13 protein-coding genes are annotated in these 16,976 nt (G+C 54.6%); 2 read left to right on the top strand and 11 right to left on the bottom strand.

Annotated features, from left to right (window positions below; genetic code table 11):
• Positions 1–54 precede the first annotated feature (54 nt).
• The 4 genes from MKY74_RS19115 to rhaB all read right to left on the bottom strand — a co-directional run bounded on the left by MKY74_RS19115 (position 55) and on the right by rhaB (position 6,637).
• Complete coding sequence (locus MKY74_RS19115; RefSeq protein ID WP_076166346.1) at positions 55–1,845, bottom strand: sensor histidine kinase; 1,791 nt, start codon at positions 1,843–1,845, stop codon at positions 55–57.
• Positions 1,846–2,084: 239 nt separating this feature from the next.
• Entirely contained in the window at positions 2,085–3,359 is a 1,275-nt protein-coding gene (locus MKY74_RS19110; RefSeq protein ID WP_076166349.1) for a BNR-4 repeat-containing protein, read from the bottom strand.
• Between the two features lie 515 nt (positions 3,360–3,874).
• Positions 3,875–5,152 carry an L-rhamnose isomerase gene (gene rhaA, locus MKY74_RS19105; RefSeq protein ID WP_076166352.1) on the bottom strand — a complete coding sequence of 426 codons (1,278 nt, stop codon included), beginning with the start codon at positions 5,150–5,152 and terminating at the stop codon, positions 3,875–3,877.
• A 36-nt stretch (positions 5,153–5,188) separates the two neighbouring features.
• Positions 5,189–6,637 (bottom strand): rhamnulokinase, encoded by a 1,449-nt coding sequence (gene rhaB, locus MKY74_RS19100; RefSeq protein ID WP_076166356.1) that lies wholly within the window; start codon positions 6,635–6,637, stop codon positions 5,189–5,191.
• A gap of 253 nt (positions 6,638–6,890) precedes the next feature.
• On the opposite strand from rhaB, the gene MKY74_RS19095 reads away from it, so the two are divergent.
• Positions 6,891–7,784: an AraC family transcriptional regulator gene (locus MKY74_RS19095; RefSeq protein WP_076166361.1), complete on the top strand. Its 894-nt coding sequence runs from the start codon at positions 6,891–6,893 to the stop codon at positions 7,782–7,784.
• 90 nt (positions 7,785–7,874) lie between these two features.
• Here the strand turns inward: MKY74_RS19095 and MKY74_RS19090 are convergent, their stop codons facing one another.
• The 3 genes from MKY74_RS19090 to MKY74_RS19080 all read right to left on the bottom strand — a co-directional run bounded on the left by MKY74_RS19090 (position 7,875) and on the right by MKY74_RS19080 (position 11,655).
• Positions 7,875–9,593 carry a histidine kinase N-terminal 7TM domain-containing diguanylate cyclase gene (locus MKY74_RS19090; RefSeq protein ID WP_076166366.1) on the bottom strand — a complete coding sequence of 573 codons (1,719 nt, stop codon included), beginning with the start codon at positions 9,591–9,593 and terminating at the stop codon, positions 7,875–7,877.
• 200 nt (positions 9,594–9,793) lie between these two features.
• A complete protein-coding gene (locus MKY74_RS19085; RefSeq protein ID WP_076166370.1) occupies positions 9,794–10,663 on the bottom strand; it encodes a sugar phosphate isomerase/epimerase family protein in 870 nt (289 codons plus the stop codon).
• A complete protein-coding gene (locus tag MKY74_RS19080) occupies positions 10,663–11,655 on the bottom strand; it encodes a Gfo/Idh/MocA family protein (RefSeq protein ID WP_076166373.1) in 993 nt (330 codons plus the stop codon). Before MKY74_RS19080 ends, MKY74_RS19085 begins: the two co-directional genes overlap by 1 nt.
• Positions 11,656–11,959: 304 nt before the next feature.
• Between MKY74_RS19080 and MKY74_RS19075 the strand changes: the two genes are divergently transcribed.
• Positions 11,960–12,160, top strand: a complete 201-nt coding sequence (locus MKY74_RS19075; protein ID WP_076166375.1) for a hypothetical protein — start codon at positions 11,960–11,962, stop codon at positions 12,158–12,160.
• Positions 12,161–12,227: 67 nt separating this feature from the next.
• On the opposite strand, the gene MKY74_RS19070 is transcribed toward MKY74_RS19075, so the two are convergent.
• The 4 genes from MKY74_RS19070 to MKY74_RS19055 all read right to left on the bottom strand — a co-directional run bounded on the left by MKY74_RS19070 (position 12,228) and on the right by MKY74_RS19055 (position 16,894).
• On the bottom strand, positions 12,228–13,532 hold the full coding sequence (locus MKY74_RS19070; protein ID WP_076166378.1) for a discoidin domain-containing protein: 1,305 nt from the start codon (positions 13,530–13,532) through the stop codon (positions 12,228–12,230).
• A 177-nt stretch (positions 13,533–13,709) separates the two neighbouring features.
• Entirely contained in the window at positions 13,710–15,662 is a 1,953-nt protein-coding gene (locus MKY74_RS19065) for an elongation factor G (protein ID WP_076166380.1), read from the bottom strand.
• Positions 15,663–15,924: 262 nt separating this feature from the next.
• A complete protein-coding gene (locus MKY74_RS19060) occupies positions 15,925–16,482 on the bottom strand; it encodes a GNAT family N-acetyltransferase (RefSeq protein ID WP_076166382.1) in 558 nt (185 codons plus the stop codon).
• A gap of 127 nt (positions 16,483–16,609) precedes the next feature.
• On the bottom strand, positions 16,610–16,894 hold the full coding sequence (locus MKY74_RS19055) for a DUF4183 domain-containing protein (protein ID WP_076166384.1): 285 nt from the start codon (positions 16,892–16,894) through the stop codon (positions 16,610–16,612).
• Positions 16,895–16,976: the final 82 nt, after the last annotated feature.

The following is a 16,976-nucleotide window of genomic DNA, read 5'->3' as shown; positions in this document are numbered from 1 at the left end:
GTTGCACATTCCAAGAAATCAGCCGGATCAACATTTTAGTTCCATTTAGATCGTTCATGATATCGATTGACGCGTATTCTCATAGGGCTCGGACAGCAGCACGGGCAGGTGCATCCGGCACAGCGTACCCTGCTCAAGCGGGATGACCTCAAGCTCCCCTTTGTCCTTGAACAAAAGGCGCAGCCGCTCCCTCACATTTTGCAATCCGATGCTCGGACGCTTGCGGGCTTCGCCCTGATTTTTGCTGGACTGATCGATGCCGATGCCATTGTCTTCGACTTCCAGAGTGAGCCGGTCCTGCAGCAGCGGGCTGCGCCCCATCCGGATCAGAATCCGTCCGCCTTCGGCCATATTGCCGATGCCGTGCTTGATTGCATTGTCCACCAAGGGCTGCAGGCTCAGCTTCGGCACCAGCGCATACACCAGCTCCTCATCATAGCTGAACTCCACTTGAAAGCGGTTCCCATATCGCACCTGCTGAATATAAAGAAAGGCGCGCGTAAGCTCGATTTCATCCCGGAGATGAATCAGGTCCACGTCGGAGTTGAGGCTCGTCTCGAGCAGCTTTCCGAGCGACAGGCAGATCTCGACGGTTTCTTCGCTACCGCTCCGCAGGCCGATCCACTTGATCGTATTCAGCGTATTCAGCAGGAAATGGGGGTTCATCTGCGCCAGCAGCATCTGAAAATGCACCGCATCCTTCTGCCGTTCTTCGGCTCTCAGCCGCTGGACCAAACCATTCATATCTACCATCATCGTGTTAAACGTCCGGGTCAGTTCCAAAATTTCTCCCTTGTACCGCTTCTCAGGCAGCCGGATCCGCAGATCCTTGCGGACTGCCTCCTTCATCTTGATCTGCATATGCGACAACGGCCTTGTAAACGCATGGGCAATCATGAACGCAACCGCAATAAACGCGGCGGTAATGGCATAAAAGGTTACAAAGTATTGCTTCTTCAGCGTTTCGATTTCCCGGAACAGCAGATGAAGCGGTATTCGATCCACCAGATACCAATCCAGGGAAGACAAATAGCTGTAATTCACCAGCGTGTCGGACTGCTGATCCGTCCAATGACCGCTCTGCGGCATGTCTGCGATTTCTTTGACGGCTGCGGCAGACAATGACGAATCGGGAATCGACCTTGCGATCACCTCACCGGTACGGGTCATGATAAAGTAGGCTTGATCGCTTTCGGATTTTTGCAGCATGGATTGAAACCAGAAGGAAAAATCGATGCTGATGCGTGCCAAGCCGTAAGCCTTGTTGCTCCGGTCGCGCAGTTCGGCGTACAAAGACAGCAGGCTCGGGCTCTTACTGATGTCACGTGACACGTAATTGGCGTCGTCGGACACCCAGAGATAAGAGGACTTGGATTCCTTAAGCGCCTTAAAAGATGCGTTAGATGCAATCTGGCTGTAATTCAGGGAAGTATTCGGCGGATAGGATGTATATACATGGCCGCTGTTGTCGAGGAGCGTGAAATAAACGGACGGATTGTACAGGAAAAAGCTGTTGTTGAGCCCTTTGAACTTGTCCTCCATGATCTCTTTGTTATCCAGGACCGACCGTTCCTCCGGCTTCTGCAGAATGCGCCTCACCTCGGTGTCCTGTTCCAGGAAAATCAGCGTCTTGAACGCAATGCTGAGCTGATCCTCGAGTGACCGGTGCAGATTGTCCAGCTGCTCGTGGCTCTGCTCGCTGATTTTATTTTGGACAAGCGATTCGATTTTCTGGTAATTGTACAAATTCAGCACGCTGAACGGAAGCAAAATGACGAGCGCAAACAGGGCAAACAACCGGTATTTCAGCTTGTGGGGAATGAGGTGACCGAGCCATTTCCGCATAACGAGAACTCCTTTTTTACACTTGGTGCTCCCATTATATCTCACACGATGTCCCTAGATAACAAGGTTTGTTTAAGAGCGTAAATTTGTAGTGTGCAGCCCTGAAAAAAGCATCAAATCGTTCTATTGACACGCCGCTGTTGGTCCTGCCGGTTAACGAAAAAAGAACCGCACCCTCATGCGGTCCTTCAGGAGATTTATACGTATAATTTGATCTCGCTTTCAGCAAGATCGCAGGCTCAGTTTCTACCGTAATACAGCTTGCGGTTCGTGACGTCCACAAGGTACATAATATCGACGCCGTTTTCATTGCGCTCCACGCTAAGCCGCTCGATCGGCTTGCCTGGCGCGATGGACGTTTGGCTCCAGCCCCCGCCCGTCGGTGCGGCCATAAATGCGCGGTCCGTACCGCTGCTCTTGGCGTAGTACACCCGCGGCACCGAGCCGGCCCATGTAATATCAATGGCTGCCTTGGTCTCGGAAGCGTTATACACGGTTTGCAGGTTCCAGCCGTTGACTCCATAAGATGCATACTTCACGGAAAAGGTCGTGCTGCCTTCCTCCCGGTAGCGGTAGGCTGCGACAGGATTGCCGGACGAATCGACGGCCAGTTTGGCGCTCTGCACACCGGGGCCACCGGGGTCACTTCCCGTCTGAACATACGCTTCGGTCGGGGAGAGCGGCTGGATGATATCGGCGGTTCCCGGCGTCAGCGGCAGGGAAACGGCGCTGCCGTCGGCCTTGGTGAAGCTGCCTGTCGATGGGCTGTATTTGACGTAAGACAATTCATGCCGCAGCGGACTGGCCGCAAATGCGGACCACTCGAACAAAATGTGAAGGTCGCCGTTCGCATCAAAAACAAGATCATCAGGGTAGAACGATTTGTTCAAGGACGAGCCGATCACGGCCACCTTGGACCATGTGGAAGCCGCGTTATCCCACCGGAACAGCTGCCCTGACCGGTAGCCGGCGGCGTCTTCTCCGGACCGGATCAACAGGTATACGTCTCCGTTCGGTGCCGTGGTCAAGACGGGATAGGTGCCTTTAAACGTGGAAGGCGTTGGCATATCGGCGGAATGGTTTTGCGGCGCGCCCCCTACCGTGTCGGACCGGAAATAATGCCATGCTTCGTGGTGCATCGAAGCGAACACGTGAAACCTGCCGCTCCCGTCCCGCGCGATCGAGGGCTGATTATGTCCCAAATCATCGCTGTATTCTGCAACCGAGCTTCCGTTCATGACTGGAATATTGGACCATCCTCCGTTCCCGTCCCGCCTCGCGATATATACTTTATGCGTTGACTCGGCGCTTCCCGGCGCGTTATACGCCATGTAGGCGTACTCCAATCCCGTTCCATACGTTTCGAGGGGCGTCCACCAACCCGCTTGGTTGCTTGAATCCATGGCATATGGCACCTCGGTCAATGCCGCGTCAGCGCTGCCCATCCCGGACGGCAGGAGTGTAGCCAGCATCAACGCCGCCGCTCCGGTTTTCCACGGTCTTCCTTTTTTCATATCTTCAGCCTCCTTTAGGTAAAGTAACCCCTTCATATGCCTGAAGCATGAGACTATATCCTGCCCACAATATAAAGCGCTTTCAAATTGTCAGAACGCTCATGCGCACGGTTATCGTAGCACGAGGCCCAACCCCCGTGTCATACACAAATTGATGCATCCCATAGAACAAATTCACGTCTTTTCATCCAGCCGGAAACAGATATAGAACGAATTAGCAGTGCGCGGATATCCCATTAATACGGTCAAGCCGCTTGTAGGACTAAACTTAGCAAGATGTATGATGCGAAAATAATTCTGCCCTGCCAGGCCAGACGATACGGTTATTGCCGACGTAAAAAAACGTCTATCGACGTACTTTCAAAGAAGACAGACCGCGTTTAAAGGTAATTTTTCTTGCAATATCAGGAAGCCATCGCCCTGGAGTTTATACTTTCTGGTATTATAAAAAAACGACGCCGGATGCGGCGTCGCTACTGTTATTTAAAGCACTTCATTCTAAGCAATGCCAGAAATTAAGAGTTCTGAACCAGGCTGTATCTAGCGGATAACACTTGCTCCTCATAGCGTTTCACTTCATGCAGCCACTGCTCACGTACAGGCACGCCCTGCGAAGCGCAGTAGTAATCCCACACGGCCCCGAAAGGGTAGGATTTGAACTCCTCGGTCAAAGCCAGCCGTGAGGTGAAATCGCCTGCAAGCTCGATCCTTTTCAGCTCATCCACCGGTTCCAGCATGGCCCGGAGGAGCGCTTTGATCGTATTGCGGGTGCCGATGACCCATGCTGCAATATGATTGATGCTGCCGTCAAAGAAATCCAGGCCGATGCTCGTTCTCGGCAGCAAATCACCCCGGACCAGCTCGCGGGCGATTTCGAGCAGCTCATCATCCATCGTTACGACATGGTCGCTGTCCCAGCGCACGGGACGGCTGACATGCAGCAGCAAATGTTCGCTGAACATCAGGATGGACGTCAGCTTGTTGCTGATCACTTCAGTCGGATGAAAATGCCCGGCATCGAGGCAGACCGCTTTCCCCCGCGACAGCGCGTAGCCCATATAAAATTCGTGCGAACCCACAACGTAGCTCTCGGAGCCCAAACCAAACAACTTACTCTCCACCGCGTCGATGTTATACGACGGATCGATCTCTTCGCTGAATATCTCATCAAGCGAATCGCGCAGCCGCTGGCGCGGTGACAGGCGGTCGACCGGCGTATCCTTGTACCCGTCAGGTACCCAGCTATTGGTCACGCAGGGCTGACCCAGCTCGCGGCCGAAATGCTCGGCAATCCTGCGGGATGCCTTGCCGTGGCGGATCCAGAACTGGCGGATTTCCTCATCCGCATGGCTGAGTGTAAAACCATCGGCCGCTTTCGGATGGGAGAAATACGTAGGATTGAAATCCAGACCGAGTCCCTGATCTTTGGCCCAATCGACCCAACGCTGAAAATGGCGGGGCTCGAGCTCGTCAAGGTCAACCTTCTCTTCGGTGTCCGCATATATCGCATGGAGATTCACCTTATGCTTGCCGGGGATCAAGGACAAGGCTTTCTCCAGATCGTCTCTCAGCTGATCCGGCGTGGCCGCGCGTCCCGGATAACTGCCGGTTACCGCAATTCCTCCGCTAAGCTCCGCGTCTCTGAACAGAAAACCCCGCACATCGTCACCCTGCCAGCAGTGGAGCGAAATTTTAATTTGCGCCAGCTTTTCCAGCGCCTGATCGACGTCGATCCCATGCTGGGAATATAGCGTTTTGGCATCCTCATAACTCTTCTGAATTTGTTGATCCATATGACTTGCCTCCCGAAAATTGGATTTGGAAAATGATCATTTCTTCACGATCCTATTCCAGCGTTCCTTCACGCCGGCCGCGAGTGGGCCCGGTTTATAGCGGGTCACTTCAAAAGATTCGGCAACGGTTCTTCTGGCTTCATGGATATCCCTGAACACTCCAGTTTGGATCATTTGGACCATCAGGTTGCCGAGCGCCGTGGATTCGACGGGGCCTGCGCAGACCTCCCGGCCGGTGGCGTCCGCCGTCAGCTGGCAGAGCAGTTCGTTTTTCGCTCCGCCGCCTACAATGTGCAGGACTTCGACGGGTTCTCCGGTCAACGATTCCAGCTCATCCAAGTACGTGCCGTAGCTTAGAGCCAAGCTGTCGAAGATGCAGCGTGCCACCTGGGCCACCGACTCCGGAACCTTCTGCCCGGTGTCCCTGCAAAAGCGGCGGATTTCCTCCGCCATATCCGGCGGATTTAGGAACCGGTCGTCATTGCAGTCGATCAGACTGCGGTAAGGCTCGCTTTGCTCCGCCATTTGAACCAGCTCAGCAAAGCTGTACCGGTCTCCGCTCTGCCGGCGGACTTCCTGTATTAACCAGAGGCCCGTAATATTTTTCAAAAAACGATATGTTCCGTAAGCGCCCCATTCATTGGTGTAGTTCGCTACCATCGTTTCCTTCGTGTTCAAGGGCTGATCCCGCTCCACGCCCAGAAGGGACCATGTACCGCTGCTCAAGTAGGCCCAGGAACTCCCCTCACGGGCGGGCACTCCAAGCACCGCGGAAGCGGTATCATGGGTTGCCGCAACGACGAGGCTGCACAACGGCAAATCGTACCGCTGCTGAAGTGCCGGGTCCAGCCCTCCAAGGGGGGTTCCCGGCTCGGTCAGCGCGGCAAACTGTTCCCGCCGCATCCCGAGAATGGACAACAGCTCTGCATCATAATCCCGGCTCTGCAAGTTCAGCAGCTGGGTGGTGGACGCGTTGGTCACTTCGTTGATCCGCCTGCCTGACAGACGGAAATACAAATAATCCGGTACGAGCAGAACCTGGTCTGCCCGTGCCCGTTCTTCCCGGTCATGTGCAAACAGCTGGTAGATCGTGTTGAACGTCAGCTGCTGGATGCCTGTCTTCTCATACAGGGCTTCACGGGAAATCAGCTTTTCCAGCTCCGCCGGGGCCGAATCCGTCCGCCGGTCACGGTACGCATAGACTTCCCTAAGCCTCCTGCCTTCCCGGTCGACCAGTGCATAATCCACCGCCCAGGTATCGATCCCCAAAGTACAGGAATCGACGCCGGCCTTTTTGGCTGCCTGCAGCCCTGCAACGATTTGCTCCAGCAAATGCTCGATATCCCAATACAGAGAGCCGTCCAGCTCACGGAAGCCGTTGTCGAATCGGTGGATTTCCTCCAGCACCAGCTTGGAATGCTTCAGCCTTCCGAGAACGAGGCGCCCGCTTGATGCCCCGATGTCAACGGCGATATGAGCATCCATACCTCCATCCCCTTTCTGTACCAAGTTCGTCCCCTTTCATGGAAACGCTTTCGAATCACACTGCCATATCAGGAAAAGATTCTGCCGCCAGCCTTTCGGCTGCTTCCATACACCTTTTCGCGCAACATTTCCAGCGTTCCATGACCAGATCTTGTTCTATCCTCCTATTTATCATAAAATGATTAACACCCCGGGTAATTTAGGTGAAAGCGACATTTTACCCGGTAATTCCGACATAGCGAGGATAATCATCATGCCTAAGCGTACGGTAAGGCTGCTGAGCGGCAGGGAGTATTTCAACAATTGGGATGACTTCTCGATTTTCGTAAACCGCAACGCCGAGTCCTATGAGTTAACCGAACATCACCATGATTTTCTGGAAATGAGTTATGTCAGTGAAGGAACCGGGTATCACCATACAGGCGATGAGGTCATGCCCGTATCTGCGGGGGACCTGTTCGTCATTCCGATCGGCGCTTCGCATGTGTTCAGGCCGGGGTCAACGGCCAAAGACCGTCAGCTGATCGTGTATAACTGCCTGACTTCCATGGAGAATGCCACCAAAATTTTGGAAATGGTGCCTGGAGGCGATGAGCTCGGAAGGCTTCTGGCTTTTAACGAAATCATGCACTACCGCGACCGTGACGGCGAAGCCAAAGGCTGGTTTGAACGGCTCTATCGTGAGTATTCGGTGGAACGTACCGGAAGGGAAACCGCCTTGTACGCAGGCATGCTTCAGCTGATGATCTGCATCATCCGGATTCACGAAGCCACGGTGGAAGGGGCACCGCCGCCTACCGTAGGTATGGACCATGTGCTGTCTATGCTTCATGGCCATTACAGCCGTCCGTTTACCGTAGAGGAGCTAGCCGGTGAGCTCGGGATTGGGGAGCGGCAGTTTCAGAGGCTGTTCGTCAAACATACCGGACTCACACCAATCAAGTATCTGCAGCGGATCCGGATTCAGGAGGCTTGCCGCCTGCTCCGGTCAAGTCACCGCCGGATTCACGATATCTCAGGCGCCGTAGGGTATACGGACATCGCGTTTTTCAACGGGCTCTTCAAGAAGATTACCGGCATGACGCCAAGGGAATACCGGCAGTCACACGCCTCCATAACGAGGACGGCCGCCGGAACGGAAGATTGATTAGTGTAACAATGTAATATTCATATACACTATGCATATACACAAATAAAGCCAGTCCCCAAGGGGCTGGCTTCCTTCATTCCATATTGTTCAGGACGTTTCCGCGGCAATCCGCACCGTGTCTCTTCCGGCCCGCTTGGCATCGTACAGCGCCCGGTCGGCCAGCTTCAGCAGCCGCCGCAGCTCGGCATCCGGCCAATTGCCTCCTCCTATAGGGAGCACTCCCGCGGATGTGACTTCCATCCCCGCTGTAAGACCTCCATCACGGACCCAAGCTGACGACGGGCCAGTCTCGCCCGCCTCCGCGCTCGCCGCTGCTTCCATTCTCGCCAAGCCCGCCGCAGGCAAGCCGGCGGCACCAAAGCTTGCCGTCATCGACAGTGGGCCGCCCGCTGTCTCAAGCGGCTGCAGGGCAAGGCTGGCGCGTATGCGCTCCGCTGCTCCGGCAGCCTCTACCGGGCTGAGCCCCGGAAGGGCGACCACAAACTCCTCGCCCCCGTACCTGCCAAACACATCCTCGGGTCGCAGCTGCTCACGGCATACCGCGACGATGTGCATCAGGGCGTCATCGCCCGTATCATGCCCGAACTCATCGTTGATCCGCTTGAAGTGATCGATGTCGAACAGCAGCAGCGACATTGGCTCCTCCTGTTTCAGGCAGTCGTACAGCAGGCCGCTGGCCAGCTTCATAAAATGGGCACGATTGTAAATCCGCGTCAACCCGTCATAGTAAGCCAGCTGGCGAAGCTCTTCCTGAAGACGCGCTTTCTCGGTGACATCGATCAGCACGATCAGCCGTCCGGCCGGCTGCCCGCCCTGATTGCGGATGACAGACGTCCGGATTTGATAGTTGAAGTCCCTCTCTCCAATATGCCAGTTCAATTCCTGAATATCCGCTGCTGAACCGCTATCCGTATCCGGATCGTAATGAAGCAGCGGTCCACCGGCGTGCTTTTCCCACAGCCCTTCCAGCGGCTCCCCGATGGACGAGACGCCGAGCTCTGGAATCATGGCGCCGGCGGCAGGGTTGTAATCGACCAGCCGGTTGTCCCTGTCGAGTACCAGCACCCCGTCACGCATGCTGGCAAACAGCTTGTCCCGGGCAATCGGAGCGACGTGAAATAATCCTTTGGACACAAGCGCCCATAAGTAAAGCGCTGAAGTCACCGTCATGATCACCGGGATCGGATCCATTCCTTCAGGGGTTTGACCGCCCAGGTAAAGAAAGTCTCCGGCTAGCGGCAGCACCAGGCCGATCAGCATCGTGCCGAGCTGAAAGCGGTAAGAAGGCATTCTCCGCCAGTGCCTCAGCAGAAGCACGACACCGCCGATCATGCAGCCGAACGTGTAAGCACCTTGAATAATATACCAGGGACCCCCCACCACGTCCGCCTTAAGGCTGGACCCTCCTGCCCGCAGGACAATGTCGCGGTAATAGAGGTGATGCCAATCGTTCGTCATGACCAGCAGCAGTGTGACCGCGGGAATGATGAACATGGTTATCTTGAGGCGCCTTCCCAAATAACGCTCCATACCGAGATAGGACATAATGATGAGCAGATTCAGCGGAGGCAGAAACGGCATGCCCAAGTATTCGAACTTGATCCAGAACTTGATTTCTTCGAGCGAACCGCTGGCAAGTTCAAGCGCGGACCCGAACGTATAAATGGCTGCCAAAAGGCTGAACGCAAAAAAGGTTCTCACCATGGTGAGCTTGGACCTTCCCGACAAGGCATATAAACCCATCAGAAGATTTAACACACCGGCGGATACGATCAGAGTCAGGACAGCGGAGTAAGGTGTTCCCATAAGGTTGCAGGCTCCAAATCATGTGTGGTTAGCCGGAGCCGTCGCGGTCCGGTCATTGTTATCCCGATGTTACCACAGGAAATAAGGGCAAGGATACAGAAAAATAATCATCCCGCCATACGAGATGGCGGGATGATGACGGGATTGAATCCCCTGGATGCCTTTCATTCAAGACAGCCATATATATATGCCGGTCCAAATCATTTAAAATACTGAGCCAAATGTTCGGCAGCTTTCACGATCCCCTGCCGCTCCGCCTCGATCGATCCCCAGAACCGGTGATCTTCGAGCTCGATACTTACCGCTCCCTGATAACCAAGCCGGTCAAGCCTTACGGCAACCTTGCTCCATTCCACTTCACCATGCCCAGGGATCGTATAGCGCCATGACCCTTCGGAGAAGCCATACTTCTCCCCAAAGGTTGCGGGGATGACGCCGCACTCGTACAGTTCATCGTGCAAAATTTCCGTATCCTTGCCGTGGCAGTGAACGACTCGGTCACCGAATTCGCTTAAAGCGCGGAGATAATCAATGCCCAGCCGGACCAGGTGGGAAGGATCATAGTTGAGCCCGAAATGCCGCGAAGGGATCGCTTCGAACATCGCTCTCCACATTTCCGGCGTACATCCCAGCGTCGGATAATACGGCGCCGGGCCGGGCCAGCCCTCGATCGCCATATAAACGCCCTTCTCCTCGGCATGGCGGACCAGTTCCGGAAACGTATCCTTCCAGATAGCGAAGCCCTCCCTGCGTGGGAGCGTATGGTCTTCCGGGACGAGACACATAAACATGACGCTGCCGCCGAGTTCCGAAATTCCTTCCATTTGCTGTTTTACTGAGGTCACAGCCGCCTCTCTTACAGAGTCGTCGCGGCTGAGAAGCTTTGCCGTCTGCTGGGCATCGACCGATCCGATCCCGATGCCGGCCTCCTCGCACGCCTGCTTTACTTCCGGAGTCAGCTGCGGAACATCCAGAATATCGAGTCCGGCTTCTGCTGCCCACAGAGCCGTTTGCCGGATACCTTCCGCACCGATTTTGGGTGGTATCCGCATTCCGATAGGATTGCTCATTAGACGTTTTCCTCCTCTGTTATCGATGCGGCCTGCGGGACATAGCCTGCCGCCTGGTAGATCATCTCGGACAGCTTAACAACCTTCAGGGCGAATTCTCCAGGCACCAATACTTCATGCCGTCCCAAAATCGCGTCGATGAAGCTTTTGTCCTGATTCGTCGTCTGCTCCGGCAGATCAGGGACGATCGGTTCCTGCTTCAGCCGCCGCAGCGTGATTTTTCCGTTGTCATAGAAGATACCGCCGTCCTCGCCGCAGAACACAAAGGTTTCATGCCAGCAAGGTGCATAGCCGACCAGATTCAATCCAGCCACAGCTCCTTCCGCAAACCGGATCGAGGTAAAGGTATCGATCTCGACCGGCGCACCATGCATATGCAGCTGCGGTTTGACGTCTACCGGCGTCAGCCCGGTGGTCCAGAGCAGCACGTCGATAATGTGGCTGCCGGAATCCATCAGGAAGCCGCCCCCGGAGAGCGCCGGGTCTTGACGCCAGGAACCGGGCGTCCCCTGTCTCCATTCCTGATACAGCGAAGCGGTAACCGAGGTGACCTTGCCGATGACGCCGCTCGCAATGGCATCCCTTATGTACAGGAACTCAGGTTGAAAGTGGCGCTGATACGATACCTGCAAAATTTTCCCCGCCTGCTCGGCGGTATGAATCAGCAGCTCGGCCTCGGCCGAAGAGCAGGTCATCGGCTTCTCGATCAGAACATGCAGACCGCTGCTGAGCACATCCTGCGCCTGCTGAAAATGCTGGGTGTGCGGTGAACAGATCACGACCGCGTCCAGCTCTGCCTGTGCCAGCATGTCCTCGTAATTCGAATACTGGCGGGCTTCGCGAAGCTCGAATTTTTCCACAAATGCATTCCGATTTTTGTCACTGGTGTCCGTCAAAGCTGTAATTTGAACCTCCGGTAGTTCCAGCAGTTGTCTGGCATGCCAAGCGGCGATGCCTCCCGTGCCGATGATGCCTACGCGAACTTTGCTCATGTACACAGCCTCCTCAATAAAATACGGTACAGTAAGGATACTTCCATACGGCTTGCCGGCTTCATCTCAGCAGTATTTTATGTCATCCCCATTATAGAAATGAAAGCGCATCCGAACAATGCAATATAACGACAACTTGACGGCCGTCCTGTCACGATTTCACAGAAAGGCGGCACTTTTGAAACTGAAGCTATTACTTCTGTCAGCCGCTTATTTTCTAAACGCTCGATGATAAGCGGATATAATAGCTCCGATATGGAAAAAGCTGAATTATACTCATTACAAGGACAAAGGAAGCTGGCCCATGGATATACATGCGATTAACAGCTGGATCAGGCAGCTCGCCCACAATTACTTTTTGATCGTCATCGCCGCGGTCGTCTTTTTTCTGTTCAAAGCGGTGCTCGGTTATTTAACCTACCGCCATTACGATAAGAAGCTGGAAGCATTAAATCGTAAGCTGGACAGGTTAACGGATGAGCTGGGCAAAATCAAACGCGATTGACGGCAAAGCACCGCCAGCCTCTAAACGAGAGCTGACGGTGTTGAACGGTTCACGCGAGGTTAGCGGTTTACGGATACAGGCCAATTTCGGCGATCTGCAGCTCCGCGCCACCATTGTTCGCCGTCACGTTGAGCCGGTAATACGAATAAGCGGTCGTGTTGCTAAAGGTATACGTTTTCGTCAGGAAGCGGCTTGCAAAGGTTTGGCCTGTACGGGTATCCAGCGTCGTCCAGCTCGTGCCGTTATTCGATCCCTGAAGTGACCAATTCTTCGGATCCCTTGCTGGAAAATCATTAGCTGACGTTACCGAATAGGAAGTGGCGATATGGGATGCCCCCCCGCCGAATTGATACTGAATCCATCCCGCATTCGTAAAAATCAGCCATTTCGTTGAGCTGCTCCCGTCAAACGCCTTCTCCTTCTCTTCGCCGGATGGACTACCCATTGCGCTGGCGGATACCGTGCCGCCCGTCGTCAACGATCCGTTAGCGGGTGCGCCCAGCGCACTGTTGATCGCCGCCGCGTAGTCCGCCGCCGACCCTCCGCCCGGATTGTTCAAAATGGCGTCATAATACCAGATAAAACCTCCCTGGATGCCCGCCGACGACTTCCACGCGCTCATCCGGCTGTTGACTTGAGCCGGGGTGTTGCCGCCGCTGGACGTTTTGCTGTCCAATCCCGGCATTACCGTCATTCCGAGCTGGCTGCTCCAGGCTGCCGGATCATTCCCCGCTCCTCCGTCGTATACCTGCAAATACACACGGTCCACGCTGGATCCCAGTTGGGATTTGACGCTCTGCCAATAGCTGACGTTGGTATAAGGACACAGCGTGATCTTCAAGCCCATCCCGGACAGCATCTTGCCAAAGGCGACCGCCGAATTAACGTCGTATAAGTCCTCGTTGTCAAAGCTCACCGCATCAACCCCAAGCGCCGACTTGAGCGCAGCAAAGTTTTTGTACAAAATGCTTCCGGTTCCCGTCCCTTGAGTGGCGACGAGATTTTTGATGTTCTGGAAATCGCTCACGCCCCATGAACCAACGCTGATCTCAAGGCGCTTCACCGAGGTGGGCGCCTGCTTGAGCGAAGCCAGCTCGGCAGGCCATGATGCTTTGCCGACATAGGTGCCGTTAGATACCACCGGTTGATCGTTATACACCAGATCCCCGTTGCTGTTGACATGGATAGTCCACAGCATGACCGTCGTGAAACCGGAAGCTTTCAGCGTGTTCATCGTGTCGGTTCCCCCTGCATAGAACGGACCGCCGCCGTAAATCACGGATTCGGATACCGTCTCTGCCGATGCGCTCCAGGGCAGCAGTCCAAGGAGCAGAAGGCAGCTCATGAGCGCTTTGAATGCTTTTCCTTTCAAACCAGTTCACCTCTCTACACAAAATGGATGGTTTCGGCTAATATACAGCAGATGAAACGTGGTGCCATCTAACGATATGTGTCATATTCGGCGTTCAGAATCAGATCTTGCATGACGGCTTGCGGGCATGCCAACAATCCGACGTTCGCCCGGAACTTCGGATTGTGGATGTACCATTTATTTTATTTTGTTGATATGCAGCATGTATTCACCGCGCTGGAGCGGATTCAGCTGCCTCCGTTGATTGACGGGGATCGGCGAGGCAGCGGTGATGTATCCGCCCGGCTTAACCGACATCACGCCTTCTCCCCCTGTGAGCCCGTGCAGCTCGGTTTTTAAGATGTCGGCATTTCGCACCGGAATCGTTCCCGTGACATATACGCTGCCGTGATCGAACTTCGGTTCTTCAAACGTCCCGTCCAGCGCCGTGACCCGAAACAGCACTTTGCTGATGCTCGATTCGGGAAGGCTGATCTGCAGCTCGCTGACCGGTTCGTACACCTGGGTCCCCGCTCTTTCTAGCGCTTTCATCAGAACAAGCGGTGTCAGCAGGCGGAAATCCTTTGCCGTAGATACGGGACTGCTGTAACCGCTGTGGGTCAGGGTAACCGTGATATCAGTAACGCCCCACCCGTACAGCCCTTCCTGGAGGACCTCCGTTACGGTTTCCCGGATCGCCTTTTGAAAAGACAGCGGAAGCGATCCCAGTTCAACCTCCAGGCGGTATACCAGACCGGAATCTACTGGGCCAGGATCGACGCGGAAGCCGACCGTTGCCCAGAACGGGTTGTCCGGCTCACCAATGCTTTCCGCAGCCTCCCCGGAAGATACCGGTTTTTCGATGCAGATCACTTGCGGTGCCGAGAAAGCAGCCTCAATCGCATACCTCTCTCTCAGCGTTTCCAGCAGCACTTCCTGCTGTACCTTGCCGAAGACGTGGATGATATTTTCGTGGGTTTGAGAGTCGTATACATACTGCAAAAACGGGTCTTCCACGGTCAGTTCGCTCAGCGCCTGATGAAGCGGGTGTCCATCTTCCGGCCGGACCGCGGATACCTGCACTTGAATCGGAGGCTTCTGAAAACGAAATACCTTCATGCTCTCTGACACGCAGCCGATCACGTCCCCTACCTTCACCTGCTCGCTGCCAAAAATCGCGATATCCCCGGCATCGACCTGTTGAACCGGTTTCCTTTCGCCATCTTTCAGCCCGTACAGCTGCTTGATTTTAATCCGTTCCGACAGGCCATCCTGCGCGATGACCGTCACATCAGCCCGGGCCTGCAGCTGTCCGCCAAACAAACGGACAAAAACGAGCCGTTCCCCGCCCGCCTGGACAACCACTTTGAAGACCAATCCTGACAGCGGCAGAGCGGAAAGCGCCTGCGATGCTTGGACAGGAAAATAACGGGCCAGCCCGGAGAGCAGCTCCCGAACCCCCAAACCTCTCGCCGCCGATCCGGCAAACAGCGGAAACGCAAGTCCCTGCCGGCTTTGTCTGCCCAGCTCCTGCCTCAGCCGGTCTTCGGTTATGACCTCATCATGGGCGAAATCCTCCATCAGCGCTTCGCTGCCCAAAGCCAGCACTTCGATCCAGCCGGAAGCTCGGGGATCCGCCGGAACCACCTGAACAGACTCGGTTCCCTCTTGGTCGGCCACAGACACCTCGCATATGCGCTCATCCAGCAGCTTGCGGATTAAATCCCGCACCCGAATGAAATCCGCACCCAGCCGATCGATTTTATTGATAAAGAAAATGACCGGGATTCCGTGCTCCTTGAGTGTCTGCATCAGCACCCGCGTCTGTGCCTGCACTCCCTCAACCGCGGATACGACCAGAATCACGCCGTCCAGAACGCCAAGGGAATGTTCGACTTCGGAGATGAAGTCCGCATGCCCCGGCGTATCGATTACATTCACCTTCAGATCGCCCAGCATAAACGACACGGCTGCCGCTTTGATGGTGATCCCCCTTCTCCGTTCCATGTCCAAAGAGTCGGTGATCGTACTGCCTTGGTCGACCGATCCCGCTTCCTCGATTACCCCTGCCTGATACAGAATTTGCTCCGTCAAAGTCGTTTTGCCGGCGTCAACATGGGCCAAAACTCCAATATTTATCGTATCGTTCATATCGCTCTAACCTCACAGGTTTCATTAGATTGGATCCTTTCGGTTTCGTGTCGATATAGCGTTGCCGCATGCGTACCGCCTCCTGTATCATTTGTAAACTTATTGTATCCCTCTTCCGGACATCCGGAACGGGTATAAAATGCTTATAGCTAAAAAATATCCGGCCATGCATTTTAAATAGCGCCAAAAAAAGACCGCTCCCATCAGGCCGGTAACCGGCTTGATGGGGCGATCCCAACAAAATTGCAGCAATTCGGTGATATTATATTTTGAACGAGATGGATATATCCTCGACTTTTCGGGACCAGATCATATGATGCTGCCCCTCTCCCCAATGGTTGTCCAGCACATAGTCCGCCTCGCCAAATTTCCGGGTCCAGATCCGCTGGGCGTTCCGATACCCGCTGTCCAGGCAGAATTGCGAGATGCCTTTTGCCTGCAGCGTGAGCAGCATGGTGCTCCAGAGCGTGCTGCCGATACCCTGGCCATGGAGCTCGGGGTGAACCAGGACGGTCCCGACTTCGATCACATCCCTCAGCGCATGGCCGGTGGATTCATCGATCAGGGAGCTGGAAGGTCCATACTCGATCGTTCCGGCGATCTTGCCTTCCATCCATGCGATGAGAAAATAACGCTGGCGGCCTTGCGATTCCAAATCCTGTCTGAGGTAATCATGCTTAGAGGCGATTTCATGCTCGATATCATCGTGCAGGTCGGCTATGCCTTCCTTCTCAAACGTATCCGTGATAACCAGCCTAAAAAACGTATGTATCGCCTCGACATCCGCTGCCTTTGGTCTTCTGATCTCCAATTTCCCCATATGCCAACCCCCAAACCGGCTTCAGTATTCTATTAATATATCATGAAAGGGGATAACGGATGGATGCAAAAAACCGCCCGGAAGGATCCGGACGATTCATTGCACTGCGCTTGCACCGTGATAACCGTTAGGAGACGACGAACTGAACGACGAGAGGAGTTCCTCCGTCCAGTGCATCACCTCCTGGAATGGTGATGGCGGTCGTCGTGACCGAGGACGTGTCCGCCGTCTGGAGCATTCCGTTGATAAAAAGATTGTAATATTTATACGCTCCAGGAAAAGCCGTGGCCGCCGTGCCTGCATCATTCGTAAATGCCGTAGCGGCCACGGTGAACGCAGCCCCTGTTCCGGTCCCCGAACCGATCGTGGACGTATACCGCAGGCTGTTCTGGTATGGTGTTACAATAGGCATCCTTGCTCACCTCCCTTCTCTATCAATAGATGCGATAGGATCAGAGAAGTGAGGGCAAGTCTATAAAAATGGATGAAAACAG

The sequence above is a fragment of the Paenibacillus sp. FSL R5-0378 genome, assembly GCF_038009285.1.
GTDB classification, from domain to species: Bacteria; Bacillota; Bacilli; order Paenibacillales; family Paenibacillaceae; genus Paenibacillus_AQ; species Paenibacillus_AQ favisporus.
This window is presented reverse-complemented; position numbering and strand designations above follow the sequence as displayed.

Bases quoted from the DNA above. Each gene is read 5' to 3' on its own strand.
- MKY74_RS19110 (WP_076166349.1), bottom strand. From the start codon at position 3,359: ATGAAAAAAGGAAGACCGTGGAAAACCGGAGCGGCGGCGTTGATGCTG.
- MKY74_RS19075 (WP_076166375.1), top strand. From the start codon at position 11,960: ATGGATATACATGCGATTAACAGCTGGATCAGGCAGCTCGCCCACAAT.
- MKY74_RS19095 (WP_076166361.1), top strand. From the start codon at position 6,891: ATGCCTAAGCGTACGGTAAGGCTGCTGAGCGGCAGGGAGTATTTCAAC.
- MKY74_RS19065 (WP_076166380.1), bottom strand. From the start codon at position 15,662: ATGAACGATACGATAAATATTGGAGTTTTGGCCCATGTTGACGCCGGC.
- MKY74_RS19115 (WP_076166346.1), bottom strand. From the start codon at position 1,845: ATGCGGAAATGGCTCGGTCACCTCATTCCCCACAAGCTGAAATACCGG.
- MKY74_RS19090 (WP_076166366.1), bottom strand. From the start codon at position 9,593: ATGGGAACACCTTACTCCGCTGTCCTGACTCTGATCGTATCCGCCGGT.
- MKY74_RS19060 (WP_076166382.1), bottom strand. From the start codon at position 16,482: ATGGGGAAATTGGAGATCAGAAGACCAAAGGCAGCGGATGTCGAGGCG.
- rhaA (WP_076166352.1), bottom strand. From the start codon at position 5,152: ATGGATCAACAAATTCAGAAGAGTTATGAGGATGCCAAAACGCTATAT.
- MKY74_RS19085 (WP_076166370.1), bottom strand. From the start codon at position 10,663: ATGAGCAATCCTATCGGAATGCGGATACCACCCAAAATCGGTGCGGAA.
- rhaB (WP_076166356.1), bottom strand. From the start codon at position 6,637: ATGGATGCTCATATCGCCGTTGACATCGGGGCATCAAGCGGGCGCCTC.
- MKY74_RS19080 (WP_076166373.1), bottom strand. From the start codon at position 11,655: ATGAGCAAAGTTCGCGTAGGCATCATCGGCACGGGAGGCATCGCCGCT.
- MKY74_RS19055 (WP_076166384.1), bottom strand. From the start codon at position 16,894: ATGCCTATTGTAACACCATACCAGAACAGCCTGCGGTATACGTCCACG.